Here is an 18,434-nt window from a genome sequence, read left to right on the forward strand (position 1 = left end):
ACACGGCATTTACTTACGACTGGGGACCGGCCCTCCGCTGCAATCCCATTTGTAACGCTTTATGGTGTGGCGCCTGTTTCACACGTTTTACCTCTTCCTTATCCTTCCTGTATACTGTGAATGAACCGTTTAATGATACCGTTACAGGAGGAACCGGAATGATCAAGCATCACATTGATAGGCTGGAAAAGCTGCTTCCCCTCAAAGTGGGAGAAGACTGTCAAGAAGAGTACGAAACCTATCTCAAGCTTGAAGGCGCAGGAGAAGAGCAGTTTGCTGTCCTGGAAATGAAATACGGCGTGATCCTGCCCGACGATTTCAAGGAATTTTACCGCTACAAAAACGGCAGCGGCTACCATTTCCATATTTTTTATCCCTCTTACGGTGAAGGGGCCGTTTCTCCTTTTTATCTGCTTTCTCTGGAGGAAATCGACAAACTGAAAGCTTATTTCTGCAGCGAGGACATCCTGCTCAGCGAGCATTTCGAGGAAGACGAAATCGCCCGGCTCGATAAACGGATCCGGCCTTACTACGGCAACCGAAAATGGCTTCCCATTGCGCAGCTCGCCGGAGGCAGCCTGTATCTGATGCTGGATTTTGACCCTTCCGAACACGGTAAGGCGGGACAAGTGATCGCATTTGTGCATGATCCGGACTTCATTTATTATGCGGCGGACAGCTTTGCGGAGCTGCTGGATATTTCCAACAAGAACCTCGAAGACTGGGAAGAAATTGATTATTAAACGCGAGACCGGACCGGCCGGCTCTGCAGCCGGCAAGCCATAAAAAACGGAGTGCGGAGCCTAAGCTCGAACACTCCGTTTCGTTTGTTTCAAGGCAGGGCTTGTCCCGCTCCTACGCTGGCTTTAATCATTTGAATGAACCGCTCCGCAGGGGGCGACAGAACCTCATCTGTACGCGTACATACCGCGATGATATTTTTTAACAGGATGTCCTTCACATATACCCGGGCCAATGCCCCGCGCTCCACATGATCCCGGACGACAAGCGAGGAAATAAAGTTCGTCCCGTACCCGGCCATCACCGCACTGATCGTCTCATTCAAGCCGTTGAACTGCAGGGCGATCTGGGGCGGACTCACATTATGCACCCTGCATAAGGAAAAAAGCCACTCCCGAGTCGAGCTTCCCTCTTCCCTCATAATGAACGGCTCCTTCACGATCTCGGCCAGAGTGATGTGCTCGTTGGCATACTTGTGATGGACGGGCACTACAAACCAAAGCTCATCCTCGAACAACTCCTCCCAATGGATGCCGGGCTGCCTTTCGCCCGCTCCGCCGTAAACGGCAATTTCGGCTTCGTAATTGAGCAGGCTGTCGAAAGCGCCCCGGGAATTCGTCGTGGTGATGACGAAATCCACTTCTTCATGGTCCCGTTTGAATTTGGCGACCCAAGCCGGGAGCAGGAAATTGGCCGGCAGATAGGTGGATACGAGGCGGATCGCACCGTTTCTTCCCGACGTGTAACCGTCGACAAAAGCTTCCATTTCCTCCTCCAGGGCAAACAGCTTTCTCGCATACTCCAGCAGCTTTTGTCCGGCATCGGTTAAGGAAATCCCTCTTCCCCGTGCGGCAAACAGCCGCATCCCGATTTCCTTTTCGAACCGTTTGATCTGGGAAGTGACAGCAGGCTGGGAAATCCGAAGCACCTCGGCCGCTCCCGTTATGCTCCCCGCTTTGGCCGTTTCGTAAAAAATCCGCAGAGCGTGAAGATTCATTTCGCACGCACCTATTCTTAACTAAAATTTATACTTTGATAATAATTATATATTTTATTTATGGATCATTCCAGCATACAGTAGAGGTAGATTCCAATACGAAAGGAGTTTTACCCCTATGACGCTTTCAAATGAATCTCCCGAAGTCCGTAACACTCCCGCCCAGGCCGAGGCCGACCTGTCCGGCAAATGGTCGCATGTGGATGCCTGCCTGAACGAATGGCTTGTCCCTGCCGACCCCGTCATGACGGAGGTTCTCGCAAACAACGCCAGCGCCTCCCTCCCGCCCATTGATGTGGCGCCCAACCAAGGGAAACTGCTCCACCTGCTCGCTAAAATCCAAGGAGCCCGCTCCATCCTGGAAATCGGCACGCTCGGCGGGTACAGCACGATCTGGCTCGCTCGCGCGCTGCCCGCGGACGGCAAAATCGTCACGCTCGAGTACGATCCTCACCATGCGGAGACGGCCCGCCAAAATTTGAGCCGGGCGGGCGTAAGCCATCTCGCGGAGCTGCGGATCGGCGAAGCGCTCGTGTCGCTGGAGCAGCTTTACGCGGAAGGGGCCGGGCCGTTCGATCTCATCTTCATCGACGCGGATAAACCGAACAACCCCGATTACTTCAAATGGGCGCTGAAGCTGTCGCGCCCGGGCAGTCTCATCATCGGGGACAATGTCATCCGCGACGGGGAAGTCGCCAACCCGCACAGCGACGACCCGCGCGTTCAAGGGGTCCGCACCTTCCTCGAGCTGATCGCGGCCGAGCCGCGGGTTACCGCGACCGCTCTGCAAACCGTCGGCAGCAAAGGCTACGACGGGTTTGTCCTCGCGCTGGTGACGGCCTGATTTAAGCGGAGGTTGTCCCGCTGCTGCACAGGAATGACTCCCGCGAAGCACCCGGGTCCGCCCAGCCGATCAGGAAAGTTCGGCCAAGGCGGGCCTTTTCATTGTCCGCGGCTTTGCTAGGCATGCCCGTGATATTTTTGGTAGCGCAGCATCTTCCGGTAAATGCTTTGATCCTTCAATGTTTTGAATCCGCGAATTTTGGGACGGGGATTCGCTTCCAGAATCCAAGGGTGCAGGTTAGGGTCCAACCCGATGTCCAATCCCACTTCTTTAATCCGCGGAAATGTTTTATTGAGATGGCGGGCCGCCCTGAGGCCCAAACTCCGCAAAGATGCCTGGTACCGTTTGATGTCCGCCCCATGCTCTTTAAGAAGAACCTCAACAGGTTTGGAAGAACCGCCCCTGCATAAGTTCGTAACGATTTTCCGGGGATGGCCGATGCGGCCGATGATACCGGTCGTTTCCCAGACTCCACTAGGATTTTTCTGGATCATGATTCTCAAATCGAAGAGCCGCCCCTTGTGGCGGAGAAGATGAATCCCCTGCTGAATAACGTAGGGGGTTTTTTTAATCCGTTTCCGGAGGGCCGCTGCCATGCTGTCAAAGTCCGGAAATTTTTTCACAAAAGTATGAAGCTGAAAGCTGTACCCGTTCTCTTTACGTTCCACCCGGATAACGCCATTGCCTCCCGTACCGCTGTTCGGCTTCACATACACCATTTTATACGTATCTAGCATCGTTTTTAATGTCCCTTTACTGTAAAGCCGGGTTTCCGGAACGTTCCGGCTGATTTCTCCCTGTTTCAGCAAAGAATCAGATACGTTCTGTTTGGTCGCATAGCCTCCCAAGTTCATCCATCCTTTCTTGATTCGTGGCACTAGTCTATCGATATGCCAGGATCTTGCCCTTGCTTGTGCGCATACCCACACGGGCTTTTTTCGATTCAGCCGGAGTTCCTTATGTAAAGCGTTGTTTCTCCATAGCCGTACACGAACAACCGTCTGATTAGCGGCAGTAAAAAAAGTGTAATCCAAGATAGATCGAAGTCCGGTTAAAAGATCATTCGCGCAAACCCGTCCCCTTACCGGGGATACCTGCGTAGAAGAGACCTTACATTGCCCTGCAAAAATGAGGTATACTGAACTGGCAATCCTTAGCCTGAGGAGACTGTTGGCATGAAACCCTTTGAAGATAAATGGTTGTTTGAAATAGCCTACGAGAACGCGCCGTTTGCCATGGGCGTTTATTCGCTGGCGGAAGACCGCTGGCTACGGGTCAACCCCTCCTTTTGCCGCATGCTCGGGTATACGGAGGACGAGCTGGTGAACCTCTCCGACAGGCGGATCACTTACCCGGAAGATATCGCGCTGTCCGGCGCTGATCCTTCCCTTTTCCGCTTCGAGAAAAGATATGTGCACAAAAACGGCGGAATCGTCTGGGCTGCCGTCGGCCTCTCCCCGCTTCCTCCGGACTCCGCGGAACCTGCCGCTTTTCTGGTTCAAGCCGTTGATCTGACGGCCAGTAAAGTACGGGAAGAGCAGCTTCTGGACATTGAACGCCAGTACCGGCTCATAACGGAAGCGTCGCTGGACTGGATCTCCAGGCACGCACCGGACGAGATGGCGACCATGACCTATTCGTCTCCCGTCTGCAAAACCTTTTTCGGCTATGAGCCCGAAGAAATGATCGGACAGGCCGCGATTCCTCTTGTTCATCCAGATGACCTGGACAGAGTTCTTATGTTCCTGGAACGGAACCGGCATACGGAAGGCGACAAGGTAACGTTCCGGTTTCGCTGCAAAAACGGCGTCTACGTCTGGCTGGAATCGACCACCCGCTACACGTACGATAAAGACGGGAATGTGAGCGAAATCGTTTCGATATCGCGGAATATTACCGAGCGCAAAAAAGCGGACCAGCAGCTTCAGGAAAGCGAACAGCGCTACAAATCGTTGTTCGACCACAACCCTGCCGCTGTCTATTCGATGAATCTGGACGGCGATTATAAAACCGCCAACAAAAATTTACAGAAAATCACCGGGTACACGCTGGAAGAGCTTATCGGCATGTATTGGGGACCGATCGTCGCCCCCATAGATCTGCCCAAAACGCTTCACCACTTCGAGCTCGCCAAGCAGGGCTTCCCCCAAAGCTATGACTTGACCATCATTCACAAAGACGGGCACCCCGTCGAAATCAATTCGACGAATATTCCGATCATCGTCGATAACGAAGTCGTCGGCGTCTACGGCATCACGATCGATATTACGGAACGGCAAAGATATCTCGAGCAAATCGAGAAGCTGAGCAGCGAGTATACGCTGATTTTGAATTCCGTGACAGAAGGTATTTTCGGCGTCGACTTCTCCGGTAACGCCATGTTTATCAATCCGGCCGGGGCGGACATGCTCGGATTCGTCCCCGAGGAACTCATCGGCAAGCCGTATTTAGGGCTGCTGCAAAACACGTTTGGCAGCCCCGCCCAACAGTCCGAGGATGAACAGGTTATTTACCGCGCCATCCGGGAGGGCCGCTCCTACCATAACAAGGAAGCGGTGTTCTGGCGCAAGGACGGCTCCAGTTTCCTCGCCGACTATCACGTGTCGCCGCTCATCGATAACGAGGAGCTGCGGGGCGCCGTTGTCGTCTTCAAAGATATTACGGGCGAGAAAGAAATCATACGGGCCAAAGAATCCGCGGAAAAAGCCGATCAGGCCAAGTCCGAGTTTCTGGCCATCATGAGCCATGAAATCCGGACGCCGATGAACGGGATTATCGGGATGGCGGATCTGTTGGCGGAAACGGAGCTGTCCGAGGAACAGCGGAGCTATGCCGACATTATTTTGCAGAGCAGCTACGCCCTGCTGCGGATTTTGAACGAGATCCTCGATTTCAGCAAAATCGAAGCCGGGAAAATGGTCGTTACCCACGAACCTTTCGATGTCCGCTCCGTTTTGAATCATGTTGCGGAGCTGTTTCATCCGAAAGCCGCGGAGCGCGGCATCCGTTTGACGTACGAATTGGACGGGAGCATTCCTTCTACACTTATCGGAGACGAGGGCATTTTGCGGCAGATTATCGTCAATCTGGTCGGGAATGCGATCAAGTTCACCGAGAAGGACGGCCATGTCTCCATCTCAGCCAAGCTGGACAAGATACCCGGACGCAGCGATGCCGTGCTGCAATTTTTCGTCCGGGATACGGGCATTGGAATTCCTGCCGACAAGCAGAGCCAGCTGTTCCAGTCCTTCACACAGCTGCACCCGACCATTAACCGCAAATACGGCGGCACGGGGCTCGGGCTTGCCATCTGCAAGAAGCTGGTGGAGCTCCTGGGCGGGGCGATCGGCGTCGACAGTCAGGTTAACGTGGGGTCCACGTTCCATTTCGTGCTGCCCTTCGAGCTGCCCGGCGAATCGCCTGCCCCGGATTCCGCTCCGGAAAAAACGCAGCGCAGCAAAACGGCGTCATCACTTGTAAGCGGCAGAGAAAGCGGCGCCCTTCCTTCGCCCAAGTTCGGTCCGATGAAACTGCTCGTTACGGACGATAACCCCGTAAACCGCCTGCTGCTGATTACCCTGCTCAAAAAACTCGGATACGAAGCGGACTATGCGGAGAACGGTGCGGAAGCGCTGCAGGCGGTCCGGTCCGACACCTACGATATGGTGTTTATGGACCTTCAGATGCCGGAAATGGACGGCTTCGAAACGACCGCGGCCATCCGCCGGATGAAAGGAGAAGCCTCGCGCCCGGCGATCGTGGCGGTGACCGCTTTTGCCCAGAAAGAAGATATGCAAATGTGCCTCGCTTCCGGCATGAACGATTTTATAAGCAAGCCGGTGTTTGCTCCGGAAGTTGAACGCGTCCTGAAGATATGGTCGCCTCACTGCAAGCAGGACCGAATCTGATCCCCCATCTTGAACATCTTCGCCTCGGCGGAGGTGTTTTTTTGTGAGTGCCGTGTACATCTGGCTTGAATAGACATCTCACGCAGGTACCAAACGGTCCTGTTGACAAGTGAACGTTCGGAGCATATACTGAGAGTATAAATAATTAAGTTAACTTAACAATTAAGGTGATGACATGGACGAACGCTTATACCAGACCGTAAAGGAGATTAACGAAGCCGAATATACGGCGAACCTGCTCCTTTTACAAGAGTACAACGAACTCCTGCAAGCAGATCTGACCTCCAAGCAAGCGGTCGTTCTTGAACACATTCACAAACACAAGCGTCTGACGGTCAAAGAACTGGCGGACCTGATGCTGATCACTTCCAGCGCGGTTAGTCAGCTCATCGGCAAGCTCGACAAGGAAGGCTACCTCAAGAGAGAGATTAACCCGAACAACCGCCGGGAAATTCTCGTCGAGCTCGATCAAGCCGGATGGGATTATTTCGAACGTCAGCAGAAGGTCGAGAAGAGCATCGCGGAACGTTTTTATTCCAAACTGGACCCCGAGGAATTAAGCGCGCTGCGCAAAATCACGTTCAAGCTTCAAAAAATTATCGAAGCCGAACTAAGGTGACGTCCAACGTCGCTTTTCGTCCAATATGTAAGATGCCTTAATTATTATGTTAGCTTAATTATTTTTATAAAAATAGGAGGGATTACCATGCAGAACAAACAAAAACAGCTTCAAGAACTTTTTGCGGCCATGTCGGAGAAAGGAGTTTTCAACGGGGTGTTTTTGGCGGCGGATAAAGGAGAAATCGTTTTTGAAGGCGCGTATGGCCTCGCGGATAGAGAGACGGGGCGCGCTCTGACCGTTCATTCCGTCTTCGAACTCGCTTCCGTTTCCAAAACCTTTACGGCCATGGGCATTCTTATTCTCGCCGAACAGGGAAAACTTTCTTTGAGCGATTTCGTGGAACAATGGATACCGGATTTCCCCTACAAGGGCATCACGGTGAAGGACCTTCTCCGGCATACCTCCGGCCTGCCCGACTATACGCCGCTTTTCATAAAAGACTGGGACCGCTCCAAAATCGCCACGAACTGGGACGTTCTGGAGTATTTCAATGTCCGTCGGCCTCCGCTGCAATTTCAGCCCGGCGAGAACTGGGAGTACACCAATACAGGGTATGTTTTACTGGCCTTGCTGATCGAAAAGATATCGGGTCTCTCCTTCGCCGAATATATGAGTGAAACGCTGTTCAAGCCTCTCGGCATGCATTCCACGCGGATTCATAACCGGCGTCTTTCCGGAAACGTGCCCCCGGATTTCGCTTTCGGATACGTATATTCCTTCGAAACGCACAGCTATCACCTGCCGGACGAACAGCCTGCGACCGATTTTGTCGTATACCTGGACGGAATCCAGGGAGACGGGACCGTAAATTCCACGCTGCACGATCTATTGCTTTGGGATCAAGCCCTGTATACGGAGAAATTGGTCAGCAAAAAGACACTCGACGAAGCTTTCACTTCCGGAAAACTGCCGGATAACAAACCTTATTCGTACGGGTACGGCTGGATCGTCGAACAGAAGGAGCACCTGGGTAAAGTCGTTTCTCACAGCGGCGGCTGGCCCGGCTACAGTACGAATCTGGCCCGTTACACGGATCACGGAAAAACGGCGATTTATCTTTCCAACACGGATCGCCAGCTGGACATTCAGCAGCAGATTATCAACGAGGCGGAGAACATTCTGTTCGGGCTTCCCCACTCCGTTCCCGATGTTCCGGCGGAACTCAGGTCCGTTAAGATCGACAAAACCGTGTATATGCTGTACCGGGGAGTTTACAAGATGGATATGGGGCTCGACCTCAGCGTAACGACAGGCCCCGAGTATGATCAGCTGTTCATCCAGCTAAGCGGACAGCCCCAGTACGAGATTTTACCGCTGTCCGAAGAACGTTTTTTTGTCCGGGAGCTTCAAATCGAAATTGAGTTTGCAGCCAAAAAAGCGGGTAAACCCGCCCACGAGCTTACGCTGTTTCAGTACGGCGAGCATCGGGGCGTAAGAGTGACGTAAACGGATGCCGCAGTAATGACGCGCCGCGCCGCACTGTACGCAGGCAGCCGCGTGCGACGCGTCTAGTAAGCGCCCGCCGCTAAACGCCCAAAAGGATTCCCCTGCACGTTAGGCGTGCGGAGGAATCCTTTTTTTATGGAGCCAGTGGTTCGGTAGTGCCGTTTTATTACAGGTATTCGGTTCATACGGTTCCGTGTGCATGCCTTTAATGCGGCATTATCAGCGGCTCTTTTACTTGGAGAACATGTACGTTCATTTGTTTATATTCCGGCAAAATAAGATTGAACAGCCCCTTACTGCGAACCTAGTCTGCCGCTGAATCCGCCATCTTCAGACCGACACAAACGTTCCGTGCGGCGGGATCACATGCAGAACCGGTTTCAACGGAATGCTGACCTGCATCTTTAATCCGCTCTTGTCCGACACGCACTGAATTTCTCCTTGAAGGCTCCGGACTCTCTGCTGCATTCCGTAAATCCCCATACTTCCGAACCCGTTGTCCGCCTGTTCCCTGGTTTTTGTGCCCACCCCGTTATCCCGGTAGGACAGAAGCAGATTTTGTTTGCCGCCCGTCAAAATCACATGGACCTCATCTGCCTTGGAATGCTTCATCGCATTGGACATAAGCTCCTGTGTAATCCGGTACACCGCAATCCGCTGTTCATCGTTCAAATAATCCCTGAAATGCTCCGCTTCGAAATAGATCGTAAAGTCCGCGTGTAGCTGGATGTGATCGAACAGGGCCTCCAGAGCCTGTACAAGCCCCCACTCTTTAAGAAAAGGAGGCCTGAGTTCGTTGCAGGTCAGGCGGATCTGGTACATCACATCGAGAAGACCGTCTCCGATTTGAGCGAGGCCTTCTTTAAGCTCGTCCGGTCCAAGGCCCGAAGTCCGAAGCTGCTCCAGCTTCCGGTACCAGATAATTTGCTCCTGAAGGGCCGCATCGTGCAGATCCTGGGACAGCCGCTTCCGCTCGTGCTCGGACAAACTGAAGAACAGGCGCAGCAGCCAGGGAGGGGTCTCCTGTTCCTCCATCGTCCGCTTCAGCTCAGCCGATAAGTCCTCGATGACAATGAGATTTTCATACACGACGTTTACGTAACGGATCAGAGTTTTCAGCCAGATTCTTTTGACGGGAAGACGCATACTATCCGTCAACTCCCCGAATATGAGCCAGAACGTCCTGCCTTTGAATTCCCCTATTTTCAGAAAAGATCCTTCTTCATATTCGAAAACTTCGCCGATCGAAAGCTGCTGGCCCTGGTGCTGCCGGATTTTGTTCAAAACGGCCCTAGGTACCTTACCGGTTCCCGTTTTTACCGAGCAGGACGGATGACCCGCTTGAGTTTCAATCAGGGAGACGCAGTCGATTTGAAAAATTAACTTCACTTCGGCCAGCAGCCGTGCCTCCAGCTCCGCGATTTTCATAATGCCGAACAGATCATGAGAAAAATTGTCGAGACTCGCCTGAAGCGCGGAATATCTCTCGTCAATGCGACGCAGCTGTTCCCTGCTGATATGGAGCTCCTCATTAATCAAATTCAATTCGGCCGCATAATAGCGGGCTCTATCGTAAAAACCGCCCAGAAAATAAGCGATGACGGTGCAAACAACGGCACCCGCCGCCTGCATTTCCCAGGCCTCCTCGATTACGAAATAGTAATATAGAAAAAACATAATCCCCACAACGGTCGTAAATCCGGCACCCGCAAGACGCCCAGTTCTTTTCATACGCAACGTTCAGCTCTCCTTCAAACTTCTTGGTGCATGTCCATCTTCGCCAATATATCATCCCCGGAACGAACCGATCACGCAAATTTTTTGCGTGTGCACGCAAAAATTTCCGATCCTGTAGAATCCGAATTATGTCCAGTGCTATGATTCTAGTTAACCCAAGCCCCTTGACACAGGAGAAACGATAAAAATGGAAATTCCAATAGAAAAGGGTCAAGAAGAGCTTCCCTTTTATCGGACCCTAATTACAGTCCTGACCGAACATACGCCAGTCGGCATCTATGCAATGGAAAACGGCGCCTTAACATATGCGAACGATTCTTACGCCAAGCCTGTCGGCTATGCCGCGAAAAAAATCCGCCCGGCGGAGTTTGGTTTTCTCGAACCGGGTGACTGCCCCATGACCGTACCTCTTTTTTCCGAACCGGACGACAGACGGAAAGGCGCCCCCCTCCGTATCCGGACGCGTCATAAAGACGGACATTGGCCTTTTTTTGCCGGACATGTCCTGTCAATTATGAAAGAGGACGGAAATGGAATTTCTTTTGACGATTTTGACACAGGGTACACCTCCCTGAACTATTTGCGTGAATGTCGATTCGATAAAGTAAAAATAGACCGGCCGTTCATCGAAGACATTAACCGGGGCCTGAACGGGAAACAAATTACTTCCGCGATCATCTCGCTCGCGCACAGTTTCCATATGAACATGGTCGCCGAAGACATTGAAAACGAGATCCAGCACAAGTATCTGCTCGGCGAAAACTGTAATGATGGACAGGGCTATTATTTCAGCCGCCCCCTTCCCGCAGATTCCTTGGCCGGCCTGCTAAAGCGCCCATGAAAACAAAACGCCTGCGCAAAGGGCTGACGCTGCGCCTGATTTTAAGCCTACTCGTTCTTGCTACCGTTTTCCTGACGGCCGCCGTAAGCGGATATGCGGCCTATCAGGCCAATTTAAAATCCCTGTCCGCGAGCTATCTGGTGAATAATTCCCAATATGCCCAGAAGCTCTCCTCCAACACGGGCAACCTGCTCAATCTGATGCAGACGAGTATGAACTCGATCGCGCAGTTAGCGGGCAAGCAATCGTTTACGGAAAAGGACCTGGACATGTGGTTCACGTTTAACCGGCAGTACTTTAACTCGGTTTTTGTCGCGGATGACGAGCGGGAAATAAAAGTGACTCTGCCTGCCGATGCCGGTGTCGTTGCAGGCACACGGCTGCTCTCCGAAGCTTCCAAACGTGCGGTTGAATCTAAAACACCGTTTATTTCCGAGCCTTATGTCAGTACAACCGGACGCCTGATCGTGCTGGTCTCCTCGCCAATTTTTAATGGGGACGGATCCTATGCCGGCTTTGTCGGCGGCACGATCTATCTGGAGGAAGAAAACGCCCTGAGCAAGCTGCTTAAAGAGCATTTTTACGGGAACGGATCCTACGTCTATGTCGTCGATAAAGAGTCCCGGCTTATTTTTCATCCCAACAAAGAACGGATTTATCAGACTATCTCCAGCAATGAAGTCATTCAAAAAGCGCTGGCAGGCAAAAACGGCTCCCAAAAAATCGTAAATTCGGAAGGAAACGAATTTTTCGCAGGCTATGCGTTTGAGCCGATAAGCGGGTGGGGAATTGTTTCCCAGACGCCTACCCGAGTGCTTGAGGAACCGCTGGAGCAGATGATTTCAAACTTGCTGATGCAAGCGCTCCCCCTGCTCGGCGTTGTGCTGACCGTCGCCTGGTGGCTCGCGAGCTGGATTACGAGACCTCTGTATACGCTTGCCCGGTATTCGGAAGAATCGGCCGTCCATGGAAACCTGACGGTACCCGCTTCCCCCAGCATTCATTCGGGACTTTACGAGGTCAGGCAGCTGTACCAAAGTATCAATTCCAATCTCAACCGGCTGAAAGCGGAATCACTTACCGACGGATTGACGGGCCTTGCCAACCGTAAAGCTTTCGATCTGCTCATCGCCGAGTGGGCGGAGCGGAAAGTTCCTTTTACCCTTATTCTGATGGACGTCGATCATTTCAAAAAAGTCAACGATCTTCACGGACACCTGATCGGAGATGAAGTGCTGAAATATTTGGCTTTGACGATTGACGCTTTTTCAAGAGAAGAAGATTTATGCTTCCGCTATGGCGGAGAGGAATTCGGGATTTTGCTGAAAGGATGCGATCTCGGCCGAGCCACCCGTATTGCGGAGCGGCTGCGCGAAAAAGTGGAAAGAAGCAAAAGTCCGATCGCTCAACCCCTGACGGTTTCGATCGGGGTCTCCTTCTCTTACAGCCGGGATACGGACGTCAAAACCATCATTGAAATGGCGGATAACGCGCTCTATCAATCCAAAACCGACGGAAGAAACCGGATAACGATTTATTCGTGACGGAGTGCATAGAAAAAACGGCGGAGAGCCCGGGCTGCAGCATGCAGCTCCTGTCTTTCCCGCCGTTTTTTGTTTGCCGAGCCCGCGTGATGTATTCTCTCGCGGGGCGTCAGCCCAGCTCCAGCCAGGCCGTCATCTCCGCGTCGAGCCGCGCCTGCAGCTCTTCCCGCTCGCGCCACCGCGCTTCCAGCTGCGCGGTATCGCCGCAGCCGCCGAGCTGCTGGAGCTCCGCGTCCGATGCGGCCAGCTGTGCTTCCAGCGCAGCGATCTGCGCCTCCAACTGCAGCCGCTTCCGCTCGGTTGCCCGCGCCTCGGCCGCCGCGGCTTTCGCTGCGGCGTTGGCCTCCGCCGCGCAGAGCGGCTGCTCGCCCGCGCGTACTGCGGTGCTGGCTGCGCCGGGCACGTCCGCCGGCGGACGTCCGTGCCCCCGATCCACAGCCGTCTGCTCCAGCTCGCGCTTTTTAGCCCGATATTCGTCAAACTGTCCGATATAGCTCGTTATTTGTCCGTCTTGAAGCTCCCAGACCCGCTGCGCAAGACGGTTGATGAAATATCGGTCGTGGGAGATGGCAAGCACGGTTCCCGGATACTCCTCCAGCGCCTCTTCAAGTGCTTCGCGGGAAGCGATGTCCAAATGGTTAGTCGGCTCATCCAGCAGCAGCAGATTCGGCTTCCGCCGGACAAGCAGCGCGAGCCGAAGACGGGACCGCTCTCCTCCCGACAGCATACTTACCGGTTTAAACACATCCGTCCCATAAAAAAGATACTTCGCAAGAATCCCCCTTGCTTCTCCTTCTTCTACTCCGGCCTCCAGGCGGAAGTAGTCTAGGACTGTCTTTTGAGGGTCTCTCGATTCCTCCTGCTGGGCCATATAGCCGATCTCCACACGCGAGCCAAGTTCAAGCGCTCCGTAATCCGGAACTTCCTGCCCAAGCAACAGCTTAAACAAGGTTGTTTTTCCCGTACCGTTGTCTCCGACCAGAACAATCTTCTCGCCGTAATGAAGGCTTCCTTCCGCACCTTTCAGAATCCGGCGCTCTCCGTACGATTTATGCACGCCGGAAAACTCCGCTACCCGTTTCGCGGAGCGGTCCTGGAGGTTCAAAGCGAAATCGGCGCTTTTTTGCTCCAGTATCGGACGCTTCATAACCTGCATCCTCTCCAATGCTTTACGCATGGAAGCCGCCCTTTTGAAAAACTTTTCGTTGTCCCCGATCCGCCCCCACTCTTCCAGCTTCCGGATCGTCTCTTTCATTTTTTTGATCGCTTTCTGCTGTTCCTGATACTGCGCGAACTGCTGCAGCAGCCGTTCTTCCTTCTCTTTCATATATCCGCTGTAGTTCGTTTGGTACGTAAAAGCTTCCCCGTCTTCCAGCTCGATCATTTTAGAAGCGGTACGGTCAAGAAAATAACGATCATGCGAAACGAGGACACAAGCCCCCGCGAAGCCTTGCAAAAACTGCTCCAGCCACTCGATTCCTCTTAAATCCAGATGATTCGTCGGTTCGTCAAGCAGCAGCAGATCCGGTCGCATGATTAACTGGGAAGCGAGCGCGATCCGTGTTTTTTCTCCGCCGGAAAAGGTAGAGAACTGACGGGCATACGTCTCTTTGGAGATCTGAAGCCCGATTGCAACGGAGTCTATAACGGCATCCATTTCATAGCCGCCGCCGCGCTCGAAGCGTTCCTGGACCGACGCGTACGCGTTCAGCAGCCCCTCCATTCGAGCCGAATCGGCCGAAGCGCCCGGCTCTGCCATATCGTGTTCCAATGCCGTCATCTCTTGTTGACACGCCGTCAAATGTCGGCAGCCGTAAGAGAGCACTTCATATACCGTAAGCCCTTCAAACTCCACTGGTATTTGCGGCAAATAACCGATCATAAGCTCTTTTTTGACTGTCAGCATTCCCTCGTCTATGCTCTGCTGACGGGAGATGAGCTGGAGTAGCGTCGATTTGCCGCTGCCGTTTCGGCCGATCAGACCGATTTTTTCTCCGGCATGCACTTCGAATGTGGCTCCATCCAGCACGAGGTTAGCTGCGTGGTATTTCTTTATCTGTTGACCGTTAACAAGTATCATTATGGATCCTCCTAGGAATGAAGACCCTTTCCCATACGACAAAAAAGAGCCGCGGCAATAAGCCCGCGACCCTTCTTCGGATGTGAAACTATCCGTATCGGTTAAGGTAGGCGTCTTCTCGCGATTGGGTGTACCGTATTCGTGAAAATGGACAGACTTCTCCCGTTAACCGGAAAAGCATGAACAATGCCAGCCATAGCAATCGGCAGCTGGCTAATACGGTCGTTAACCTTCTCGAGATTCACCTACCTCACCTCCTCATCGTCAAAGTTGCTTTTACTTTAGCATGAAAATTGTAATCTTTGCAAGTTCCGCTCTCCAAAACAGTCTCACACGCTCCTTGGCGTTGAATGATTTGGTCCCGAACGATGTCCGGATACTATCAATCCAGATAGCTTGCAATCCCTTTTTCCATGAGAAAGTCCATTTCTGCGTCCAGAATATTGTCCACTGTCAGCTCATCCAGCTTGATATCGGGCCTGCTCAGCACATAGTCGGCAATATCGTCACTGTCGATGTCGACCTCGCCCTTGGCATTTTTATGAGCTTTGTTGATAAAATCCTGCTCGTATTTCAGCACCGATTTTATTTTTTGCGGGTCCGCTTTAGTTTTTCCCGCGATGTAAGCTATGAGCTCCTGCTCGTTGATCTGTTCTGCCATCAATCGCCATCTCCTCGTCCATTCGGTGTCCAACTGCCATTGTACCACATCCGAGGAGAAAAATTTAAGTCAAAGAAGCTCCCGCCCCTAACGGGAGCGGCGGATAAAACGGCCGCGGTAAAATCTACGCGGTCATCCGCAGACTGCTTGGCAAATGAGGCACGGCGCCTGTGCGGCGTCTGCCGCTCCGCAGAATATGATTCTGGGCGAGACCGAAGGCAACCCCCGGCTCCACTTCATCACGCTGGGCAAGCTCGACAAGGAGGGCGATATCTCCTATTTCATAAGCGGCCGCCATCATACGCAGGTAAGCTTTCATTCCGTTCTCAGCCGGTTCGACCTGCGTGCCGGTCTCAATGTCTCTTCTAACGGCTTCCAAGGATTGGCGAGCACGGTACAGGGCCGCTTTAACCGCTCCTTCCGTAGTTCCAAGCCTGACAGCTGCTTCAAGACTGGAAAACCCCAGCACATCCCGGAGCAGGAAAACCGTTCTTTGCAGCGGAGGCAAATGCTTTAACAAAGCGCGAAAGGCTTCTTCGATTACCAAAAGCCCCTCGTCCCGCCGCGTTACCGCCTGCGTCTGCTCGCTTTTCATAATGCGGGCTAAGACTTGCTTTCGCCGCGATTGGTCGATCCACGTATTTTTAGCGATGCGAAGCAGCATAGCTTCTACGTTGGCGTGCCCCTTTCCTTGTGAAGACATCGCTCTCAACCAGGTCTCCTGGGCCAGATCCTCCGCCTCCCATGAAGATTTTGTCATGGACAGGCAGTACCGTTTTAACGTCTGCTGAAGCTGGTTGATCCGGGTGCTGTCCTTTACTTTTCCTTTTAATAGAAAATCGGCTGTCGACATCCGTATTCGCCCCCTTTTTTCCTGCAGCCGTTCAAATGCATCCGGCTCCCGGCCTGTAATGAACCTTTTTATATTCTGAGCGTCATTTTCCGGTTTTAGTAATCCTTCTGCAAAACGACTTCATTTTCTTCTTGTATTTGGATCTTAACGGCAAAGCCGCTGTAATCAGTAAACGAACGAACGACCGAAAAGGATACGCCGTTTCACACATTCTTAAAATATTTTTAGGATTTAAAATTTTGTGTTGGCATTCGTATCTTTTGGAGGGATGCATTCGTTTACAAGGAGAAATGCCATAACGAAACACATTGGAGGTTTTTGACGATGAGCAATTACGTCCCTTACGTCGTGGAGCAAACGAGCCGTGGTGAGAGATCCTATGATATTTATTCCCGGCTGCTCAAAGACCGGATCGTATTTCTGGGAGCGGCGATTGATGATCAGGTAGCCAACAGCATCATCGCCCAGCTGTTGTTTCTCGAAGCCGAAGATCCGCAAAAGGAGATCAGTCTATATATCAACAGTCCCGGCGGTTCTACGTCGGCCGGATTTGCCATTTACGATGCGATGCAGCTCGTGAAGCCGCCTGTTCATACGATTTGTACGGGTTTTGCCGCTTCGTTTGCCGCTATTCTACTGCTGGCCGGAGAAAAAGGCAAGCGCTTCGCGCTGCCGAACAGCGAGATCATGATTCATCAGCCTCACGGGGGCGTTCAGGGCCAGGCAAGCGACATCGCCATCAGCGCCAAGCGGATACTCGGCATACGGGAAAGACTGAACCGGATCACCTCGGAGCGCACCGGGCAGCCCATCGATAAAGTCGACCGGGACATGGATCGCGACTATTTTATGTCGGCGGAAGAAGCTAAGGAATACGGGATTATCGATCAGGTTGTGACGACAATTTCCTGACGAAACATATCTGTCTGTAAGCCGGATGTTTTCCCTGATAGCCAGCACAGGTTCTATCTTCCTTTGAGGGCCTGTGCCCCTTTTTCCATATCCCGATTACCCGATTGGTAATTCAGCGGATACTATTTTTACATACACTCCTCTTTCGGACTTCCTTTTTGCTTCCTCTCCCCATCTTCTAACGCTTCCGGATAATTCGGATACTTTCCATATTTTATTCCCGTACATCACATCGGGGTCAATCAGCCGCATTTTATTCGTCCGATGAAAATCGTAATCGATCTCGCTTTCTTTTACCTGGACGCCACAATGTAGATGCTTCAGAAGCCGCTGAGTATCCGGATCATCCGATGCACGAAGCAAGTCCAGGACCTCCCTGTCCGTCAGGAGCAAATTGCCGAGCGTAATTGTTTTTTTAGCCAAAGCTACTTTTACCGTCTCCGCCAAAAAATAACAGCCGTAAGCATTTAAAGGATGCATAAAGAAATCAACCACTTCGCGATAGTAGGTTTTAACGAACCATTCGGCAGACTCTATACAGGTGAGCATCATTTTTCCATCAAATGAAGTTAACTTTTCCAAGAATAGATTGATCTCTTCCAAAGTAATCTTTCCGTCGTGATATTGATCCCGCAGCGTATAATCGACCCGGTCTGCGCATAACGCGGGAGCTGACTGCTCGAGCAGTGTCCATTTGGAGTCATCCAGTAGCAGGCTCTTGTACGCATATCCGTATTTCTCCATAATCTTTGGGATTTCGGATTCCGTGATGATCTGACCGTATATTTTCTCGTGATAGTCTTCCTCTTTGCAGTCCAGCACGTAATCGATCACGTGTGAAAATGCCGTATGGGACACATCGTGAAGGAGCCCCGCAACCTGCTCTTCCAGAGAACCTCCGAGCCGCCGGATTAAGTGCATGACTCCTACCGAATGCTCGTACCTTGTAACATCCCACTTTTCGTTCACAAGGTAGCTCGCCCCTCCTTGATAAATGCCTTTTAAACGTTGTACGGAGCTACTGAGAATAAGCTCTTCAAGCAGTCCGTCCACAATAAATTCTCCGTAAATAGGATCCGAAATGAACACCCTGCACCTCTTCACTCATCAATCTATAGTTCGAGCCTACCATAACTCAGAGAACTCGATAAAGCGATTTCAGTTTTTTCGGGTGAGACGCATAGAAAAAAACGGCCTTCTGCTTCAAAAGCTAGAGGCCGTTTCCCAACATTAATCAGGCATAAACCG

The 18,434-nt window shown here is 52.2% G+C and carries 16 protein-coding genes; 8 read left to right on the forward strand and 8 right to left on the reverse strand.

Annotation, left to right across the window (positions count from 1 at the left end; all coding sequences use genetic code 11):
- Positions 1–158 precede the first annotated feature (158 nt).
- Positions 159–743, forward strand: coding sequence for an SMI1/KNR4 family protein (locus PCH01S_RS06340; RefSeq protein ID WP_042227783.1), 585 nt, complete (start codon positions 159–161; stop codon positions 741–743).
- 89 nt (positions 744–832) lie between these two features.
- On the opposite strand, the gene PCH01S_RS06345 is transcribed toward PCH01S_RS06340, so the two are convergent.
- Positions 833–1,738 (reverse strand): LysR family transcriptional regulator, encoded by a 906-nt coding sequence (locus tag PCH01S_RS06345; RefSeq protein WP_042227785.1) that lies wholly within the window; start codon positions 1,736–1,738, stop codon positions 833–835.
- A 118-nt stretch (positions 1,739–1,856) separates the two neighbouring features.
- Between PCH01S_RS06345 and PCH01S_RS06350 the strand changes: the two genes are divergently transcribed.
- Complete coding sequence (locus tag PCH01S_RS06350; RefSeq protein WP_042227786.1) at positions 1,857–2,582, forward strand: O-methyltransferase; 726 nt, start codon at positions 1,857–1,859, stop codon at positions 2,580–2,582.
- A 116-nt stretch (positions 2,583–2,698) separates the two neighbouring features.
- Here PCH01S_RS06350 and PCH01S_RS06355 read toward each other — a convergent pair whose 3' ends face one another.
- Positions 2,699–3,436 (reverse strand): YheC/YheD family protein, encoded by a 738-nt coding sequence (locus tag PCH01S_RS06355; protein ID WP_042227788.1) that lies wholly within the window; start codon positions 3,434–3,436, stop codon positions 2,699–2,701.
- Between the two features lie 321 nt (positions 3,437–3,757).
- Here PCH01S_RS06355 and PCH01S_RS06360 point away from each other — a divergent pair, with 321 nt between their 5' ends.
- The 3 genes from PCH01S_RS06360 to PCH01S_RS06370 all read left to right on the forward strand — a co-directional run bounded on the left by PCH01S_RS06360 (position 3,758) and on the right by PCH01S_RS06370 (position 8,558).
- Complete coding sequence (locus tag PCH01S_RS06360) at positions 3,758–6,490, forward strand: PAS domain S-box protein (RefSeq protein WP_042227790.1); 2,733 nt, start codon at positions 3,758–3,760, stop codon at positions 6,488–6,490.
- Between the two features lie 175 nt (positions 6,491–6,665).
- Complete coding sequence (locus tag PCH01S_RS06365) at positions 6,666–7,109, forward strand: MarR family winged helix-turn-helix transcriptional regulator (RefSeq protein WP_009674103.1); 444 nt, start codon at positions 6,666–6,668, stop codon at positions 7,107–7,109.
- Between the two features lie 87 nt (positions 7,110–7,196).
- The gene (locus tag PCH01S_RS06370; RefSeq protein ID WP_042227792.1) at positions 7,197–8,558 is read left to right on the forward strand and encodes a serine hydrolase domain-containing protein; all 1,362 of its coding nucleotides are present in this window, start codon (positions 7,197–7,199) and stop codon (positions 8,556–8,558) included.
- Positions 8,559–8,888: 330 nt separating this feature from the next.
- Here the strand turns inward: PCH01S_RS06370 and PCH01S_RS06375 are convergent, their stop codons facing one another.
- Positions 8,889–10,289 (reverse strand): sensor histidine kinase, encoded by a 1,401-nt coding sequence (locus PCH01S_RS06375; protein WP_241688867.1) that lies wholly within the window; start codon positions 10,287–10,289, stop codon positions 8,889–8,891.
- 193 nt (positions 10,290–10,482) lie between these two features.
- Between PCH01S_RS06375 and PCH01S_RS06380 the strand changes: the two genes are divergently transcribed.
- Entirely contained in the window at positions 10,483–11,136 is a 654-nt protein-coding gene (locus PCH01S_RS06380) for an EAL domain-containing protein (protein ID WP_042227797.1), read from the forward strand.
- Complete coding sequence (locus PCH01S_RS06385; RefSeq protein WP_042227799.1) at positions 11,133–12,680, forward strand: sensor domain-containing diguanylate cyclase; 1,548 nt, start codon at positions 11,133–11,135, stop codon at positions 12,678–12,680. The genes PCH01S_RS06380 and PCH01S_RS06385 overlap by 4 nt, the downstream gene beginning before the upstream one ends.
- Before the next feature lie 109 nt (positions 12,681–12,789).
- Here PCH01S_RS06385 and abc-f read toward each other — a convergent pair whose 3' ends face one another.
- From abc-f to PCH01S_RS06400, 4 genes are all read right to left on the reverse strand, one after another.
- Positions 12,790–14,760: a ribosomal protection-like ABC-F family protein gene (gene abc-f, locus PCH01S_RS06390; protein WP_042227801.1), complete on the reverse strand. Its 1,971-nt coding sequence runs from the start codon at positions 14,758–14,760 to the stop codon at positions 12,790–12,792.
- A 101-nt stretch (positions 14,761–14,861) separates the two neighbouring features.
- Positions 14,862–15,005 carry an RAxF-45 family protein gene (locus tag PCH01S_RS31595; RefSeq protein WP_170318615.1) on the reverse strand — a complete coding sequence of 48 codons (144 nt, stop codon included), beginning with the start codon at positions 15,003–15,005 and terminating at the stop codon, positions 14,862–14,864.
- A gap of 137 nt (positions 15,006–15,142) precedes the next feature.
- The gene (locus PCH01S_RS06395) at positions 15,143–15,421 is read right to left on the reverse strand and encodes a hypothetical protein (RefSeq protein ID WP_009672538.1); all 279 of its coding nucleotides are present in this window, start codon (positions 15,419–15,421) and stop codon (positions 15,143–15,145) included.
- Positions 15,422–15,545: 124 nt separating this feature from the next.
- Entirely contained in the window at positions 15,546–16,274 is a 729-nt protein-coding gene (locus PCH01S_RS06400) for an RNA polymerase sigma factor (protein WP_042227804.1), read from the reverse strand.
- A 324-nt stretch (positions 16,275–16,598) separates the two neighbouring features.
- Here PCH01S_RS06400 and clpP point away from each other — a divergent pair, with 324 nt between their 5' ends.
- Positions 16,599–17,186 carry an ATP-dependent Clp endopeptidase proteolytic subunit ClpP gene (clpP, locus tag PCH01S_RS06405; protein ID WP_042227806.1) on the forward strand — a complete coding sequence of 196 codons (588 nt, stop codon included), beginning with the start codon at positions 16,599–16,601 and terminating at the stop codon, positions 17,184–17,186.
- A gap of 96 nt (positions 17,187–17,282) precedes the next feature.
- Here the strand turns inward: clpP and PCH01S_RS06410 are convergent, their stop codons facing one another.
- Positions 17,283–18,275 carry an HD domain-containing protein gene (locus tag PCH01S_RS06410; protein WP_042227808.1) on the reverse strand — a complete coding sequence of 331 codons (993 nt, stop codon included), beginning with the start codon at positions 18,273–18,275 and terminating at the stop codon, positions 17,283–17,285.
- Between the last annotated feature and the right edge of the window lie 159 nt (positions 18,276–18,434).

This window comes from Paenibacillus chitinolyticus NBRC 15660 (assembly GCF_000739915.1).
In the GTDB taxonomy this organism is placed as follows: Bacteria; Bacillota; Bacilli; order Paenibacillales; family NBRC-103111; genus Paenibacillus_F; species Paenibacillus_F chitinolyticus.